Annotated in this window: 18 protein-coding genes; 8 read left to right on the forward strand and 10 right to left on the reverse strand. The window is 41.6% G+C overall.

Features of this window, described 5'->3' with window-relative positions:
• The first annotated feature begins 33 nt into the window (after positions 1-33).
• Both LZZ98_RS12300 and LZZ98_RS12305 read left to right on the forward strand, forming a co-directional pair.
• On the forward strand, positions 34-1,647 hold the full coding sequence (locus LZZ98_RS12300) for a GMC family oxidoreductase (protein WP_237788095.1): 1,614 nt from the start codon (positions 34-36) through the stop codon (positions 1,645-1,647).
• A 75-nt stretch (positions 1,648-1,722) separates the two neighbouring features.
• Positions 1,723-3,183 carry a coniferyl aldehyde dehydrogenase gene (locus LZZ98_RS12305; protein ID WP_237788096.1) on the forward strand — a complete coding sequence of 487 codons (1,461 nt, stop codon included), beginning with the start codon at positions 1,723-1,725 and terminating at the stop codon, positions 3,181-3,183.
• Between the two features lie 64 nt (positions 3,184-3,247).
• On the opposite strand, the gene trmB is transcribed toward LZZ98_RS12305, so the two are convergent.
• From trmB to LZZ98_RS12325, 4 genes are all read right to left on the reverse strand, one after another.
• Complete coding sequence (gene trmB / locus LZZ98_RS12310) at positions 3,248-3,964, reverse strand: tRNA (guanosine(46)-N7)-methyltransferase TrmB (RefSeq protein ID WP_237788097.1); 717 nt, start codon at positions 3,962-3,964, stop codon at positions 3,248-3,250.
• A 250-nt stretch (positions 3,965-4,214) separates the two neighbouring features.
• Entirely contained in the window at positions 4,215-4,643 is a 429-nt protein-coding gene (locus LZZ98_RS12315; RefSeq protein ID WP_237788098.1) for an EamA family transporter, read from the reverse strand.
• 337 nt (positions 4,644-4,980) lie between these two features.
• On the reverse strand, positions 4,981-5,268 hold the full coding sequence (locus LZZ98_RS12320) for a sensor histidine kinase (protein WP_237788099.1): 288 nt from the start codon (positions 5,266-5,268) through the stop codon (positions 4,981-4,983).
• Between the two features lie 231 nt (positions 5,269-5,499).
• On the reverse strand, positions 5,500-6,942 hold the full coding sequence (locus LZZ98_RS12325) for a SulP family inorganic anion transporter (protein ID WP_237788139.1): 1,443 nt from the start codon (positions 6,940-6,942) through the stop codon (positions 5,500-5,502).
• Positions 6,943-7,161: 219 nt separating this feature from the next.
• Here LZZ98_RS12325 and LZZ98_RS12330 point away from each other — a divergent pair, with 219 nt between their 5' ends.
• The 3 genes from LZZ98_RS12330 (at position 7,162) to LZZ98_RS12340 (ending at position 9,176) form a co-directional block, all read left to right on the forward strand.
• Positions 7,162-7,773, forward strand: a complete 612-nt coding sequence (locus LZZ98_RS12330) for a glutathione binding-like protein (RefSeq protein ID WP_237788100.1) — start codon at positions 7,162-7,164, stop codon at positions 7,771-7,773.
• Between the two features lie 474 nt (positions 7,774-8,247).
• A complete protein-coding gene (locus LZZ98_RS12335; protein ID WP_237788101.1) occupies positions 8,248-8,829 on the forward strand; it encodes an NAD(P)H-dependent oxidoreductase in 582 nt (193 codons plus the stop codon).
• A gap of 26 nt (positions 8,830-8,855) precedes the next feature.
• Positions 8,856-9,176, forward strand: a complete 321-nt coding sequence (locus tag LZZ98_RS12340; protein WP_237788102.1) for a putative quinol monooxygenase — start codon at positions 8,856-8,858, stop codon at positions 9,174-9,176.
• Between the two features lie 345 nt (positions 9,177-9,521).
• Here the strand turns inward: LZZ98_RS12340 and LZZ98_RS12345 are convergent, their stop codons facing one another.
• The 5 genes from LZZ98_RS12345 to LZZ98_RS12365 form a co-directional block, all read right to left on the reverse strand.
• Positions 9,522-10,307 carry a thiazole synthase gene (locus tag LZZ98_RS12345; RefSeq protein ID WP_237788103.1) on the reverse strand — a complete coding sequence of 262 codons (786 nt, stop codon included), beginning with the start codon at positions 10,305-10,307 and terminating at the stop codon, positions 9,522-9,524.
• 12 nt (positions 10,308-10,319) lie between these two features.
• Complete coding sequence (gene thiS / locus LZZ98_RS12350; RefSeq protein WP_237788104.1) at positions 10,320-10,517, reverse strand: sulfur carrier protein ThiS; 198 nt, start codon at positions 10,515-10,517, stop codon at positions 10,320-10,322.
• A 19-nt stretch (positions 10,518-10,536) separates the two neighbouring features.
• Positions 10,537-10,902, reverse strand: coding sequence for a DUF423 domain-containing protein (locus LZZ98_RS12355; RefSeq protein ID WP_237788105.1), 366 nt, complete (start codon positions 10,900-10,902; stop codon positions 10,537-10,539).
• Between the two features lie 159 nt (positions 10,903-11,061).
• A complete protein-coding gene (rpoH, locus tag LZZ98_RS12360; protein ID WP_086176049.1) occupies positions 11,062-11,931 on the reverse strand; it encodes an RNA polymerase sigma factor RpoH in 870 nt (289 codons plus the stop codon).
• 140 nt (positions 11,932-12,071) lie between these two features.
• A complete protein-coding gene (locus LZZ98_RS12365; RefSeq protein WP_237788106.1) occupies positions 12,072-12,305 on the reverse strand; it encodes a sulfurtransferase TusA family protein in 234 nt (77 codons plus the stop codon).
• A 383-nt stretch (positions 12,306-12,688) separates the two neighbouring features.
• Here LZZ98_RS12365 and LZZ98_RS12370 point away from each other — a divergent pair, with 383 nt between their 5' ends.
• Together LZZ98_RS12370 and rhlB are read left to right on the forward strand one after the other, a co-directional pair.
• Positions 12,689-12,901 carry a cold-shock protein gene (locus tag LZZ98_RS12370; protein ID WP_004648643.1) on the forward strand — a complete coding sequence of 71 codons (213 nt, stop codon included), beginning with the start codon at positions 12,689-12,691 and terminating at the stop codon, positions 12,899-12,901.
• Positions 12,902-13,000: 99 nt separating this feature from the next.
• Positions 13,001-14,152, forward strand: a complete 1,152-nt coding sequence (gene rhlB / locus LZZ98_RS12375; RefSeq protein ID WP_086176047.1) for an ATP-dependent RNA helicase RhlB — start codon at positions 13,001-13,003, stop codon at positions 14,150-14,152.
• A gap of 129 nt (positions 14,153-14,281) precedes the next feature.
• On the opposite strand, the gene LZZ98_RS12380 is transcribed toward rhlB, so the two are convergent.
• On the reverse strand, positions 14,282-14,662 hold the full coding sequence (locus LZZ98_RS12380; protein ID WP_237788107.1) for a hypothetical protein: 381 nt from the start codon (positions 14,660-14,662) through the stop codon (positions 14,282-14,284).
• 227 nt (positions 14,663-14,889) lie between these two features.
• On the opposite strand from LZZ98_RS12380, the gene LZZ98_RS12385 reads away from it, so the two are divergent.
• Positions 14,890-15,465, forward strand: coding sequence for a nitroreductase family protein (locus tag LZZ98_RS12385; RefSeq protein WP_237788108.1), 576 nt, complete (start codon positions 14,890-14,892; stop codon positions 15,463-15,465).
• Positions 15,466-15,473: the final 8 nt, after the last annotated feature.

The following is a 15,473-nucleotide window of genomic DNA, read 5'->3' on the forward strand; positions in this document are numbered from 1 at the left end:
AATAAATAAAATAATGCTAAGGAACAAAAAAAGATGCAACAGGAATTCGATTACATCATCATTGGTGGAGGCAGTGCCGGCAGTGTTTTAGCAAGCCGTTTAACTGAAGATCCGAACATTTCGGTATGCCTTTTGGAGGCAGGGGGCAACGGGGAAAATTGGACCGTGAATATCCCTGCCGCAGCTGTAGTTAGTTTACCGAGTAAAATTAATAACTGGGCTTTTGAAACCGTACCGCAGGCAGGACTGAATGGGCGCAAAGGCTATCAGCCTCGCGGCAAAGGTCTGGGTGGCTCTTCCAATATCAATGCCATGATTTATATACGTGGTAATCAGGCAGACTATGATCATTGGGCTTCTTTAGGCAATACAGGATGGTCTTATCAAGAGGTATTGCCATATTTTATCAAATCCGAAAATAATGAACGCCTGCAGAATGAATATCATGGCAATTCAGGGCCGCTTTCAGTTTCCGATGTACGCACTGACAATCCGCTGCATCAGCGCTATATTGCAGCTGCAAAGGAACAAGGCTACAAAATACTGGATGACTTTAATGGCGCGGAACAGGAAGGGCTAGGCGTTTATCAGGTCACCCATGTCAATGGTGAGCGTTGCAGCGCTGCCCGTGCCTATTTATATCCGCATTTGCAGCGGCCAAATCTGATGGTTTTGACCCAGGCGCTGACGCAGAAGATTCTGATTGAACATAAAACGGCTATAGGCGTAGAAGTTCAGCATGCCGGGAAAATCAAGCAGCTACGTGCCCGCAAAGAGGTATTGCTCAGCGCTGGCGCAATCCAGTCACCGCAAATTTTGATGCTGTCTGGCATTGGGGATCAGGCTGAGCTGAAAGCGTATCAGATTGAAGTGCAGCATCATTTACCTGGTGTAGGTAAAAATTTTCATGATCATCCCGACTTTATTTTTGGCTATAGCGTTAAGGATATTCAGGGGACTTTTGGCATATCCATCCCAGGTTCGCTGGATATGTTTAAGCAGGTAGGGCGTTATCGGAAAGAACGCCGTGGCATGATTGCTTCAAACTTTGCTGAATGTGGCGGTTTTTTAAAAAGCCATCCATCACTCTCTATTCCAAACTTGCAATTGCATTTTGTGGTGGCGTTGGTCGATGATCATGCACGTAAATTTCATGCCAGTCATGGGGTTTCCTGTCACGTTTGCCTGTTAAATCCGCGCAGTCGTGGTTCGGTTCAGCTCAGCGGTAACAAAATTTCTGATCCATTAAAAATTGATCCTAACTTTTTGGCAGATGAACAGGATTTGGAAGACTTGGTGCAAGGCTTTAAACTCACACAAAAATTGATGCGGTCGCCATCATTATCTGAAATTTATAAACGTGACCTGTTTACCGAGCATGTCAAAACCGATGATGATATTCGCCAGATTCTGCGTGAGCGCACAGACACGGTTTATCATCCGGTCGGCAGTTGTAAGATGGGTGTGGATGACATGGCTGTGGTTGACCCGCAATTACGGGTTTACGGCATACAGAATTTACGCGTGGTGGATGCATCCATTATGCCAACCGTGGTAAATGGCAATACCAATGCGCCGGTGATCATGATTGCGGAAAAAGCGGCCGATTTGATCCGTCAAAGTGCACTTACGCAGTATGTGGCTTGAATAGACAAGAAATTGTACTAACATCAACTTAAGTTTCATCTATGTTGTAAAACAAGAAAAATAGGAAAAAAGATTATGGCGATGGAACAGCATCAGCTTTTTGAAAGCCTCGATGAGCCTGGAACAGGCGATTCTGACACAGCAGAGGGGCAGTTGCAGCAGGTCTTTGAACTGCAGAAGCAGGCATTTAAAGCACAGACTTATCCTGGTTTTGAGCAGCGCAAGCAGTATTTACAAACGTTGTATCAAATGGTGGCACAGCATCAGGATGAAATTGCTGAGACCATCAGCCATGATTTTTCCAATCGCAGTGCCGATGAAACCCGACTGTTTGAAGTGATGACCAGCTTGAATGGCATCAAGCACAGTCTGAAGCATTTAAGAAAATGGATGAAGCCGAGCAAGCGGGAAGTCGGTATTCTGTTCCAGCCCGCCAGCGGCTATGTCATGTATCAGCCTTTAGGGGTTATCGGCGTAATTGTGCCCTGGAACTATCCTTTGTTTTTGGCAATAGGGCCATTGGCACAGGCTTTGGCAGCAGGCAATAACGTGATGCTGAAAATGAGCGAGTACACGCCTGCATTTTCTGAACTGTTTAAAAAGCTGATTGCTGAAAACTTTGCACAAAGTCATGTCAATGTCATTACAGGCGATGCACAAATCGCACAAGAGTTCACCCAACTGCCATTCGATCACTTGCTGTTTACTGGTGCAACTTCAATTGCATCACATGTACTGCATGCGGCAGCTGAGCATTTGACTCCAGTCACGTTAGAGCTGGGCGGCAAATCTCCAGTCATTGTGGCTCAGGATGCAGACTTGAAAGAAAGCGCGCGCCGTATCGCTTTTGGTAAAACCATGAATGCAGGTCAAACCTGTGTAGCGCCGGATTATGTTCTGGTGCATCGCAGTCAGCAGGATGAATTCATCAAAGCCTATTTTGACGTGATTCAGCAGTTTTATCCCGACAGCATTCATGCCAATCCAGATTACACCGCCATCGTCAATGAGCGTCAGTTCGCGCGTTTACAGCATTATTTACTGGATGCACAGCAAAAAGGCGCGCAGCTGATCCAGATTGAGCCAGAAGCGGATGATAGACGTATGCCTCATGCAATCGTTACAGATGTAAATGACGATATGCAATTGATGCAGAATGAAATCTTTGGGCCTATTTTGCCGATAGTCTGCTATGAGCATATAGATGAAGTGATTGAGTATATCAATGCACGCGAGCGTCCTTTGGCCTTGTATTACTTTGGCTATAACAAGGCTGAACAGCAGAAAGTGCTGCATGAAACCCATAGTGGCGGTGTCTGTTTGAATGAAACCCTCATGACTGCCGGGATGGAAGATATGCCGTTTGGTGGCATTGGTGCTTCAGGTATGGGGCACTATCATGGTCAGGAAGGCTTTAAGACCTTTAGTCATGCCAAGTCGGTTTTTGTGCGGCCGAAATTCAGCTTGATGAAATTGATTTATCCACCGTATGGAACGTGGATTCAACAGCTGATTTACCGTTTATTTATACGCTAATTGCTCAATAAAAAAGCGCTCGGTTGAGCGCTTTTTGGTTGTAATATTTCCAGTCTAGGCGAAATCAGCCAATTTTCTTAAACAGGAAGTCATTAATTTTATGACCTTCCTCTAAGCCGCGACGCTCAAATTTTGTTTGCGGACGCCAGTCCGGGCGAGGGTAGCTGTTGCCTTTGCCTGCCATATTTTCAAGATTTGGACGGTTATCTAAAACGTCGAGCATCCATTCAGCATACGGTTCCCAATCGGTCGCTGAGTGGAAAGTACCGCCCATTTCCAGTTTTTGTTCCACCAGTGGCATACGGTCGTGTGATACAAAGCGACGTTTGAAATGGCGTTTCTTTTGCCAAGGATCAGGGAAATACAGCTGTACGGCATTAATGCTGTTATCTGGCATTTCGCGAAGTACCTGAATGGCATCCGCATCAAGCAAGCGTAAGTTGGTTAGACCTGCCATACCGGCTTCATACACACATTGCGCAATACCCGGAACATGAACTTCAATACCGACATAGTTACGCTCAGGGTTGGCTTTTGCCATGAGTACCAGTGAGCGACCCATACCAAAACCAATTTCAACGGTAAGCGGGCGTTCAGGGTGCTCAAACTGCTGACGTAAGTCACCCACCGGATATTCCAAAATTAGGTGACCATATTGTTCAAGCGCAGTACGTTGAGAGGTATTCAGCGGAGATGAACGACGCATAAAAGTGACAATTTCACGATGTTCATTCAAGTTGTCCAGCTCTACGACTTGCTGGTCTAATTGATCGTTCGACATAACTTTGGCAAATGTAAAAAATTCGAATGCGGTATTTTAAGTCCTGAGCCTGACAAGTCAAACTTTTTCATTTTTAAGATGCAACAAAGACAGCAGTGTCTTGTAGTTGTTGTGCCCTTATTTATTATAAGAAGTACCAATCTGTAAGAATTTCTGCTGTGGAAGGATATTTTGACTAAATTAAGAGTAATGCGTATTTTGTAAAATATTGGCTTAGAAAATATGGAAGCGGTGCGGGTCAGAAAATACTTTATTTTAAGGCAATGGTGAGTACGCCAACAGCAATTAGGACAATACCCAGATATTCCTGCACGCTTGGCCGTTCACCTAAAAAAATAACAGCAAATACCGTCACCAGAACTACGCTGAACTTATCAATCGGTGCAACCTGAGATGCTTGACCTAGTTGCAGGGCCCGAAAATAACACAACCATGAAGCACCGGTCGCTAAGGCAGATAAAGTTAAAAACAGCCAGGTCTTCCCTGAAAGCAATAAGGGATTCTGCCATTTGCCTAATCTCCAAACCATTAAACTTAATACCAATACAATAATCACGGTGCGAATGAGTGTGGCTAAATCGGAATCTACCTGGCGTAAACCGACTTTAGCAAAAATAGCGGTTAAAGCTGCGAAGCAGGCAGATAATATCGCCCACATCAACCAGTGATTCGTATTCATATAGCTGCCTATGATTTTTTTAGTTTTAGGTGGCTATCGTAAGAGGGATATAGAAACGATAGCAGCGATGATCTCATGGTTATTTTAATTCAAAGTTACAGTGGATTATAGCAATCAATAAGTCTGGCTTGCTTCATTTAAACCGGCAACTTCAATATGCTGAGCTTTTAAATTGCTGTACCCCATGGTTCATAGCCCATATATAAACATCACACAGATCCATCACGATTTTTGATAGGTTTTGTTGAAAATCAAAAAACTGGATTTATCTGAAATGATAAAGAAAATCAGACCGGATACCCTGTAATAATGTATTGATTCATACAGTAATCATGCGCTAATCCATGGCTGTCATCTGCTTGCTTTCCGTTAAGGGAAGAATCACTTGAATGGTTGTGTGACCAGGTTCCGAATCAATTTTAAATTCACCGCCAATACGGGAAATTCGGGTGCACATACTATGCAGGCCAACGTGCAGGCCTTGCTCAACCGTTGCCGGGTCAAAGCCGATGCCATTATCCTGAATTTGTAATATTAGTTTATGATCGGACTCAGATAAAGAAACCATGACTTCTAGTGTTGAATAGAATACATTGAATGTATTTCGGCTGAAGATGCATTGCATTTCAGAGGTTCCCCATTAAAAAATCACGTATTTCCTCAAATAAAGGCATACATTGATATCAAAGCGCTAAAGCGCTTTTAAATTACTGTTTATTTAATAGTCAATATAACAGATTTATCTTTAAGAATATGACTTTATCAAGCCGGATATTTTATTTAAGTACTTAAAATCCAAAATAAAAGTAGCCTGAATGGGCTGCTTTATCTCTCAGATTCAGTTCAAATTTATAACTTAAGAACTGACACGGTCAATCAAGGTACTGCTGGCTTCATTTAAACCCATCAAAGTGGTTTGTATGCCTTTAGCTTCAAATTTCTGTACCACGGAATTCAGCATATTCACCGAAGTAATATCCCAAATATGCGCATGTGTCAGATCAATGGTGACCTGATCAATGTGTTCCTGAAAGTCAAAAAACTGGAAGAATTTTTCTGAACTGCTAAAGAAGATTTGACCGCTAATTACATAGTGGCGTTGATTATTGTGCAGGCTTGATTGTACTTTCACTTCACTTTCCAGCTTGTTGATAATGAATAGTGCAGACAGCAGCACACCAGTCAATACGCCTAAAGCCAAGTTATGCGTTGCCAGTACCACAATCACCACAGCAAGCATCACCACATTAAATGAAGCAGGATGCTGGCGGAACTGTTTCACTGAACCCCATTGGAAAGTGGTCAAGGCCACCATCACCATAATGGCCACCAATGCCGCCATCGGCACATAAGCCAGCCAGTCTTTTAAGAAAACGACCAGGCAGAGCAAGAACATACCAGCCACCAAAGTCGACAGGCGGGTACGTGCACCTGAAGATACGTTAATAATCGACTGGCCAATCATGGCACAACCGGCCATACCGCCCATAAAACCACTGACAATATTGGCAATCCCTTGACCGCGACATTCCTGATGACGGTCAGCTTCAGTTTCAGTCACTTCATTAATCACCGTTGTAGTCATCATGGTTTCCAGTAAACCCACAGTGGCTAAAGTGATCGAATATGGAAAAATGATTTGCAGGGTTTCCAAGTTCAGCGGAATTTCTGGAATCAAAAAGATCGGCAAAGTATCAGGGAATTGTCCTAAATCACCGACGCTACGCATGTCGGCACCCAGTAAAACAGCTAAACCACTCAGCACCACAATACAGATTAAAGGTGAAGGAATGGCTTTGCCAATTTTGGGCAGATAAGGAAACAGATAAATAATGCCAAGGCCAAGCGCCATAAATAAATAGCCTAAGCTATCCATCTTGCCGATTTCTGGCAGCTGTGCAGCAAAAATCAAAATGGCGAGGGCATTCAAAAAACCATAAACCACCGACTGCGAGACAAAGCGCATCAGTTTTGCAACTTTAAAATAGGCAGCAATCACCTGAATGATCCCGGTTAAAATCGTGGCCGCAAGTAAATATTGCAGCCCATGATCTTTCACCAGGGTAATCATCAGCAAAGCCATGGCACCCGTGGCAGCAGAGATCATCGCAGGGCGACCACCAAAAAATGCAATTGATACTGCTATACAGAAAGAGGCGTATAAGCCTACCTGTGGATCAACCCCAGCGATAGCTGAAAAAGCGATGGATTCGGGAATTAAGGCTAAACCGACCACCAATCCGGCCAATACATCGCTACGGATATTGGAAAACCATTGTTCTTTTTTAAGGCTAATCACACGAATTGATTTCATCAAATTTTAAAGATGCGTATGTTAAAACAAGTTTAATAAAAAATGCATAACAGTTTGAATTGAAAATATGCGTGATTTATACAATATTCAAAAGGTAAGTGATTTTTATACATTTACGCTTTTTTGCAATTTACAGGTTTGATCACTTGAAAGTTTGTTAGAAGCAATTTAAAACAGTAAATAGATATATAACAAGGATCAGGTATGAAGCTTTATTATTCTCCAGGTGCATGTTCTTTGGCATCCCACATTATTTTAAATGAAATTAATGTTGATTTTGACTTGGAGCGCGTTGATTTAAAAACACATAAAACTGAAAAAGGCACAGATTATTACGACATTAACCCTAAAGGTTATGTTCCGGCTTTAGAAATTAATCCAGGTTTGATCCTTACTGAAAACGTTGCCATTTTACCTTTCCTTGCTCAGCACGACCCTAAACAAGATTTGATTCCACCATCCGGGCTTGGGCGTGCCAAAGTTCTAGAATGGTTGGGATATTTAAACTCAGAATTACATGATGCTTATGCGGTTTTCTTTGGTGCTCCCTTGGAAAAAGAAGCAAAAGAAAAAGCCTACGCCGAAATCGACCGTTTATTGACTTATATCGATAAAGCAATTGGCGAGTCAGATAACGATTATCTGGTCGATGATAACTTTGGCCCGGCAGATGCATATTTATTCGTATTAACCAACTGGTCGAATGGTATCGAACATGACTTAATGCCGTATAAGAATATTATTGCCTTGCGTAATAAAGTGGCAGAACGCCAATCGGTACAGATTGCCATGCGTGATGAAGGTTTGATTCCTTAATTTTTTACATTGAATTGATTTGAAAAAGCACCTAAGGGTGCTGCTGTCCCATAGTTGAAGTCCATGTATTGGATTCGCGAGTGTGGCAGGGATGCCACACATTCCCCATCACGACAGGATGTCGTGTATGGGGAATAAAAGACTTTTGCCTACTTTTGGTCTGTCAAAAGTAGGGTTTAGCCTACACAAAGCCATTTAAACTTTTAAAGAAAAGACAAGGCTGTGAAAAATATAAATATCAAATATTTAAAGATAACAAATCATCATACTGATTCAGTACTAAAATAAAATTCAAATTATGGGACAGCAGTGACCTAAGGGTGCTTTTGGGGTTTTAAAAATTATTAGAAGTGGAAGGATTTGAAAATGATATTGTTGATTTTTTATCAATAGTATTTTGCAAATTTATGAATTTTTATCAATAAAATATTTAAGTATATTGGTTGCTGAAAACAAATCCTCAAAGGCGAATGAATGAGTAATATCCTGATTGTGAATGGTGCCAAGCAGTTTGCACACTCGAATGGCGAGTTAAATGACACCTTGACTGAATTGGCAAATACTGTGCTTGGCGAACTGGGGCATAGCGTTAAAATTTCCCGTGCCGATAGCGACTATGAAATTCAGCAGGAAATTCAAAAATATGTCTGGGCTGATGTCATCATTTACCAAATGCCAGGCTGGTGGATGGGTGCACCGTGGACAGTAAAAAAATATATGGATGAAATTTTTACCGAAGGGCATGGCACTTTATATGCCAGTGATGGCCGATCACGTTCAGATACATCAAAAAAATATGGTTCAGGTGGCCTCATCCACGATAAAAAATATATGTTGTCCTTAACCTGGAATGCACCGATCGAAGCTTTTAATGACCCTTATCAATTTTTTCATGGCGTTGGGGTCGACGGGGTTTATCTGCCTTTTCATAAAGCCAATCAATTTTTGGGTATGAAAAGTTTGGATACTTTCATCGTGAATGATGTGATAAAAATGCCCAATGTCGCTCAATATGAACATGAGTACCGTCAACATCTTATGGATGTTTTTGCTTAATTGATCGGTTGTTGAAGGAGTAAATCATGTTGATTGTGATTGCAGATATTCAGATTCGCTCAGGCACTGAACATCGTGAAAACGTACTAAACGCCTTTAGAAAAATAACACCTGTTGTTTTGCAGGAAGAGGGCTGTCACGGTTATGAATTACTAATAGATCATGAATCGGATGTTGATTATCAGACTAAATCACCTGATTCAATTACCATGTTGGAACATTGGGAACGTATAGAGCATTTGAATGCTCATTTACAAACACCCCATATGAAAGCCTATCAACAACAAGTTAAAGACGATGTGCTGAATGTCAAAATCCGGATTATGCAAAAGGGTTTAAGTAATTAAGTGTATTATTCTTGAAATATAAAAAAGGACTCCTTTGAGCACTACTATCCCGTAGTTGAAGTCCATGTATTAGATTCGCGAGTGTGGCAGGGATGCCACACATTCCCCATCACGACAGGATGTCGTGTATGGGGAATAAAGACTTTTGCCTACTTTTGGTCTGTCAAAAGTAGGGTTTAGCCTACACAAAGCCATTTAAACTTTTAAAGAAAAGACAAGGCTGTGAAAAATATAAATATCAAATATTTAAAGATCACAAATCATCATGTTGGTTCAGTATTAAAATAAGATTCAAATTATGGGACAGCCGTGCTCCTTTAAGTCCTTTCTTTTAAGGTTTTAACTTTATTTAAAGAAATAACCGGTTTCAGGTGAGCTTGCATTGGCCACGCGTTTACGCGGCATGCGTCCTGCAAGGAACGCCTCACGTCCGGCTTCAACCGCTTTTTTCATCGCAGATGCCATTAAGATAGGGTTTTGCGCCGCAGCAATGGCAGTATTCATGAGTACGCCGTCACAACCCAATTCCATTGCAATAGCAGCATCACTCGCTGTACCGACGCCTGCATCCACCAATACCGGAACTTTGGCATTTTCCTTAATAATCGAAATGGTGTGCGGATTTAAAATACCCAAACCTGAACCGATCAGGCTACCTAAAGGCATAATCGCGACACAGCCCATGCTCTCTAATTCTTGCGCAATAATCGGGTCATCTGATGTATACACCATAACCTCAAAGCCATCATCAATTAATGTACGCGCTGCTTTTAAGGTTTCAGTGACATTTGGATAAAGGGTTTTTTCATCGCCCAGTACTTCCAGTTTCACCAGATTGTGCCCATCCAGCAGTTCACGTGCCAGCATACAGGTACGTACTGCGCTGTTGGCATCAAAGCAGCCGGCTGTATTAGGCAAAATGGTATATTTTTCTGGTGGAACGACAGAAAGCAAATTCGGCTGATCAGGATGCTGGCCGATATTCACCCGACGGATGGCAACCGTGACGATCTCTGCGCCGCTGGCCTGAATAGCCAGGTCAGTTTCAGTTAAATCTTTATATTTACCTGTACCGACCAATAAACGTGAATTAAAAGTACGAGAACCAATTATAAGCGGGGTGTCTTCCATGGGAGCTCCGAATTAGCCGCCACCGACGGCATGAATAATTTCAATTTGATCTTCAGCGCAAATAGGGGTTTGTGCCAGTTTGCTTTTGGAAATGATCATTTCATTCTGTTCTACAGCAAAGCGTTTGCCTTCAAGTTCAAGCTCTTGAATTAGTTCTAATAAATTGCTGCATGTGGTATTTTTTGCTTCGCCATTTAAATAAATCTGCATCTCTATTTTCCCTTTAATTTTATTTCACGTATTTAAAGGCATTCCACGCCAATACCAGCCAGCCTGCAATCATCAAAGCACCGCCAATCGGGGTAATGGCACCTAAAACGCGGGGTAGGCCCAAGGCCATGACATAGAGTGAGCCACAGAAAAAGAAAATACCAACCTGAATCAGGATAAAACTTGCTTTAATGGGAAGCTGGGGAAGTACTCTGGCTAAAATGGCAAGCGCCAAAAGTCCAAGCGCATGATAGAAAAAATAATCAGTTGCGGTATGCCACCATGCCAATTGCGCTTCAGTTGCACGTGTTTTTAAACCATGGGCACCGAAAGCACCTAGCATGACAGCAAAAGCTAAATTGAGGGCTGAAATTGCAATCCACATAAGCAATGACTACCTGAGTAAATTTGCGCATAACTTAGCATATTCTGGCACTTGCACGAAAGGCAAAAAGCAACATTCCTGCAGCCTATATAAAAAAAGAGCACGCAGCCCTTTTTTTCAAAATATCATAAAATCGGTTCGATCACTTAGTTGGAAGACTTAATTAGATGACATGGCGACCTTAATTTTTTCCATGGCATTTTTTTCTAACTGACGAATACGCTCGGCAGATACGTTATATTCAGCAGCCAGCTCGTGCAATGTCGATTTTTCATCATCTAACCAGCGACGCTGTAAAATGTTGCGTGAACGGTCATCCAGTTGATCCATGGCATCATGCAGGGCAGAAGTACTTTGTTCCTCGTAGTCTTCTTCCTCAGCTAAACGTGCCGGATCGTAACGGTTATCTTCCAGATATAAGGCTGGAGCGACATGGGTCGAGCCTTCATCATCGTCATCGCCTTGTGCTTCAAAGGCAGCATCATAAGCGGTTAGACGACCTTCCATTTCCAGCACCTGTTCAGGTGTGACATTCAAGTCATTGGCAATGGATTGTGCTTCATCCAGGGTTAATTTTTTACTGGATTTTTTTAGGCTACGTAGATTGAAGAATAATTTACGTTGCGCCTTGGTGGTGGCAATTTTAACAATACGCCAGTTACGAATCACGTATTCATGAATTTCAGCTTTAATCCAATGCACGGCAAAAGACACCAAACGCACACCCATATTCGGGTCAAAGCGTTTAACCGCTTTCATCAGGCCCAGGTTGCCTTCTTGAATCAGATCGCCTTGTGGCAAACCATAGCCTGCGTAGCTACGTGCAATATGTACCACAAAACGCAAATGCGACATTACCAGCATTTTTGCGGCATCTAAATCTTGGTCATAATAATAGCGTTCGGCTAACTCTTTTTCTTGTTCAGCCGTCAAAATAGGAATCTGATTGACAGTACTTATATAAGCACCGAGATTTACCCCTGGTGCCGATAATGACAGGGGCATCAATTGATTGCTGCTGTCACTCATGTGTTCTCCTTGAGAGTTGGATGACATAACCATCTTAATAAATTTATTTTAATCCAATATTTCCATGAAATTAGGAACTTTGGGTAGAGAAATGTAATTTTTTATGCACATTTGAAACGTTCTAGTTTAATTGAAAATAATTAAGATTCAATTAAGTAGTGATACTCAAAATCAGAAATTTTGCTCATCTTGCAATTCATCTGATGTATCTGGCAATAACGGCTTACATCTTGCTGACTATGGGGATCTGAAGATTTGAGTAAAAATATGCCGCCTGATTTGTTCTTGATCGCTCGCTTAAGCATCAATAATGGCATGGGGCAAGGCTTACCCATTGCATCAATAATTATTGCTGAATTGGCTAGATCATTCATCACATTCTATATCTGATTAACATTAAATAAATATTAGCAAATTTGGTGCCAAAGCCCAATAAAATTATATAACTTAAACATAAATATACTTATCTAAAATAAGGAAATAATTAGTAAAAAAGAAGCGGAATCAAAAAGAAGATTAATCAAAAAAAACAGTATGAATTGTTATAAACCCGTGTTAAGCTCGTCGCGTATTCAAAATTAATGACACTATTTCAGGTGTCTTAAAATTGAATATTGCAATGGATGTAACCGGGATTTTGTTAATAGTAATACAGAATGATTACAAGCTTAGAAATAATAATTATTTTTAAACCTTGTTTACTCTGCTGTTTGCAACACCGGGTGGTCCTTTAATTAAATACAATGAGGATTAACTTATGACAGCTCGTGAACAAGGCGTAGTTAAATGGTTCAACGACACTAAAGGCTTCGGCTTTATTCAACGTAACGGCGGCGACGACGTATTCGTTCATTTCCGCGCTATCCAAGGTGACGGCCACCGTTCACTTCGTGACGGTCAACGTGTTGAATTCAGCGTAGTTAAAGGTCAAAAAGGCTTCCAAGCTGAAGAAGTGCAACCTTTAGACTAATCGCCTGATTATTCATGAGAACGCCCCAATGTAATTTGGGGCGTTTTTGTTTATAATAGAGTCCTATTTTTCCTGATCATTAAGTTAGAGCACATTTATATGTCATCTGGTTTTGAAACCTTAAATTTACATCCGAAACTGAAACAGGCAATTGATGCTTTAGGTTTCAAAGAAATGACACCTATTCAGGAAAAGGTTTTAAAATTCACTTTGGCTGGACATGATGCCATTGGTCGTGCACAAACCGGTACGGGAAAAACAGCGGCTTTTCTGGTCAGCGTGATTAACGATTTGCTGAATAATCCGATCAAACAACAGCGTTTTCGTGGTGAAGCGCGTGCATTGATTCTTGCACCTACACGTGAGCTGGCTTTACAGATTGAAAGTGATGCCAAGGAGCTTACCAAATTTACCGATCTGCATCTGGTGACTTTGCTGGGTGGGGTAGATTTTGATAAGCAGAAAGCACAGCTAGATAAAAATTTTGTCGATATTATTGTGGCGACTCCAGGCCGTTTAATTGATTTCGTTGAACAAAAAGAAGTCTGGCTGGACCAGATTGAATTTTTGGTGATTGATGAAGCAGACCGTTTACTGGATATGGGCTTTATTCCATCGGTAAAACGTATTGTGCGTTTTTCTCCGCGTAAAGAACAACGTCAAACCTTAATGTTCTCTGCAACTTTTAGCTATGATGTGTTGAACCTGGCGCAGCAGTGGTTGTTCGAACCGGTGACTGTAGAAATTGAGCCGGAAAAGAAAACCAATGCTGATGTAGAGCAACGCGTTTATATGGTTGCTAAAACAGATAAATATAAGTTGTTGCAAGAAATCTTACGTGATGAACCGATTGAAAAAGTCATGATCTTTGCCAATCGTCGTGATCAAGTACGTAAGCTTTATGATCACCTGAAAAAAGACGGTTATAAAGTGGTGATGCTGTCTGGTGAAATTGCACAGGACAAACGCTTGAAAATGCTGGACCAGTTTAAGAATGGTCAACACAATATTATGATCGCAACCGATGTGGCAGGTCGTGGTATTCATGTGGATGGCGTTTCGCATGTGATTAACTTTACCTTGCCTGAACAGTCGGATGACTATGTCCATCGTATTGGCCGTACCGGTCGTGCGGGAACCAGTGGCGTGAGTATCAGTTTCTTGTCTGAAGATGATGCGTTCTATCTTCCGGAAATTGAAAAGGCCATTGGCCAGAAATTACCTTTAACCCGTTTAGAAGGTTACTGTTAATTTTAAGATGTTAATCTAAGTGTTAAATAACATGTAAACCAAAAGCCGCTTCAATAAGCGGCTTTTTTTGCTTCTTGATCTAGACATTTTATTGAGTGAATAAGCTGAGATAGACCCTTATTAGAAACTTTAGTTGGCTCGACAAGTAAAGGTTAGGACAGTTTGATAGTCTTCATCACGTGCCAGACTGCCGCTTTTGCCAGCCAAGGTGCCAAGTACCGTGGTTGCAGCCTGAATCATTTGTCCGGTTTTTTCATCAACTACACCTTTTAAGGCGCCATTGTATTCAGTTTTTTCATTCACGATGACAGGGGTGGCTTTTTTACCACAAGTGTTATTGGCTGCGGTAATCGCATTATTTTTAGAAATTAAACTGCTTTTACCGATACCTGTCACTTCATATTGATTATTTTCTTTTTGCACAGCTAATGATGTGGTTGGATTGGATGCACATGCGGTGAGGGTGAGAGCAACGGCAGCTGTTGAAGCGAGTGCAAAAACTTGTTTCATCTTTTTCCCCTGAGATTGTTTTAAAAAGAGTTTGAATTATTTGAACATGATTTTTTGAATGATTTTTGAAGGACTTGTATGAAATATGCAGCTTTATATGAACTCTCTGTGACTGAAAGTTGGTTAAGTTGGCTATTGTGGAGTAGACATTCACTCAACGCTCTAGAGTATCTGAACGAGATTATGCTAATCTTGATGAAATATTTAGTACACAGATATCAAAGTCAATGACGGATTCAGCGGTAGACACGGTTCATCAAAATATTCATCAACGTCAGTCGATTGGGCATTTGGTTGAGCCTGCGCCGAATGCAGAGCAACTGGAGAAAGCCTTTCAGTCGGCTTTGACTGCACCAGATCATCACCGTTTAAAGCCTACCCGGTTTGTGGTGATTCCGAGTGATCAGCGTGAAGCTTTTGGTGAGTTGCTCTCCAGAGCTTTGGCGGATTTGGGTGAAACTGATCCCGCTCAATTGGATCGGGTAAAAAATCATCCATTTCGTGCACCGCTGCTGGTTTTGGCATTAACCCAATTTCAGCCCCATCCTAAAGTGCCTAATTTTGAACAAACCTTAAGTTCAGGCGCGGCAATAGAAAACTTCTTATTGTCTTTACAGGTACAAGGCTTTTCAACCATGTGGCGTAGTGGGGCGGTGGTTGAGTCGCCATTGTTTAAGCGAAGCCTGGGACTATCAGAAGATGATTTAATTTCTGGAATTATTTATATTGGAACCGCAGCGAAAGCGATTCCAGCGCGTACAGCAGTGGATACACAAAATTATGTCAGTTATTGGAACAAATAACTGTATTA

The organism is Acinetobacter sp. SM34 (assembly GCF_022012365.1).
Classification (GTDB): domain Bacteria; phylum Pseudomonadota; class Gammaproteobacteria; order Pseudomonadales; family Moraxellaceae; genus Acinetobacter.

What these genes read in the sequence shown, in the direction of transcription:
- LZZ98_RS12300 (WP_237788095.1), top strand. Translation starts at nt 34, where the DNA reads ATGCAACAGGAATTCGATTACATCATCATTGGTGGAGGCAGTGCCGGC.
- LZZ98_RS12305 (WP_237788096.1), top strand. Translation starts at nt 1,723, where the DNA reads ATGGCGATGGAACAGCATCAGCTTTTTGAAAGCCTCGATGAGCCTGGA.
- trmB (WP_237788097.1), bottom strand. Translation starts at nt 3,964, where the DNA reads ATGTCGAACGATCAATTAGACCAGCAAGTCGTAGAGCTGGACAACTTG.
- LZZ98_RS12315 (WP_237788098.1), bottom strand. Translation starts at nt 4,643, where the DNA reads ATGAATACGAATCACTGGTTGATGTGGGCGATATTATCTGCCTGCTTC.
- LZZ98_RS12320 (WP_237788099.1), bottom strand. Translation starts at nt 5,268, where the DNA reads ATGCAATGCATCTTCAGCCGAAATACATTCAATGTATTCTATTCAACA.
- LZZ98_RS12330 (WP_237788100.1), top strand. Translation starts at nt 7,162, where the DNA reads ATGAAGCTTTATTATTCTCCAGGTGCATGTTCTTTGGCATCCCACATT.
- LZZ98_RS12335 (WP_237788101.1), top strand. Translation starts at nt 8,248, where the DNA reads ATGAGTAATATCCTGATTGTGAATGGTGCCAAGCAGTTTGCACACTCG.
- LZZ98_RS12340 (WP_237788102.1), top strand. Translation starts at nt 8,856, where the DNA reads ATGTTGATTGTGATTGCAGATATTCAGATTCGCTCAGGCACTGAACAT.
- LZZ98_RS12345 (WP_237788103.1), bottom strand. Translation starts at nt 10,307, where the DNA reads ATGGAAGACACCCCGCTTATAATTGGTTCTCGTACTTTTAATTCACGT.
- thiS (WP_237788104.1), bottom strand. Translation starts at nt 10,517, where the DNA reads ATGCAGATTTATTTAAATGGCGAAGCAAAAAATACCACATGCAGCAAT.
- LZZ98_RS12355 (WP_237788105.1), bottom strand. Translation starts at nt 10,902, where the DNA reads ATGTGGATTGCAATTTCAGCCCTCAATTTAGCTTTTGCTGTCATGCTA.
- rpoH (WP_086176049.1), bottom strand. Translation starts at nt 11,931, where the DNA reads ATGAGTGACAGCAGCAATCAATTGATGCCCCTGTCATTATCGGCACCA.
- LZZ98_RS12365 (WP_237788106.1), bottom strand. Translation starts at nt 12,305, where the DNA reads ATGAATGATCTAGCCAATTCAGCAATAATTATTGATGCAATGGGTAAG.
- LZZ98_RS12370 (WP_004648643.1), top strand. Translation starts at nt 12,689, where the DNA reads ATGACAGCTCGTGAACAAGGCGTAGTTAAATGGTTCAACGACACTAAA.
- rhlB (WP_086176047.1), top strand. Translation starts at nt 13,001, where the DNA reads ATGTCATCTGGTTTTGAAACCTTAAATTTACATCCGAAACTGAAACAG.
- LZZ98_RS12380 (WP_237788107.1), bottom strand. Translation starts at nt 14,662, where the DNA reads ATGAAACAAGTTTTTGCACTCGCTTCAACAGCTGCCGTTGCTCTCACC.
- LZZ98_RS12385 (WP_237788108.1), top strand. Translation starts at nt 14,890, where the DNA reads ATGACGGATTCAGCGGTAGACACGGTTCATCAAAATATTCATCAACGT.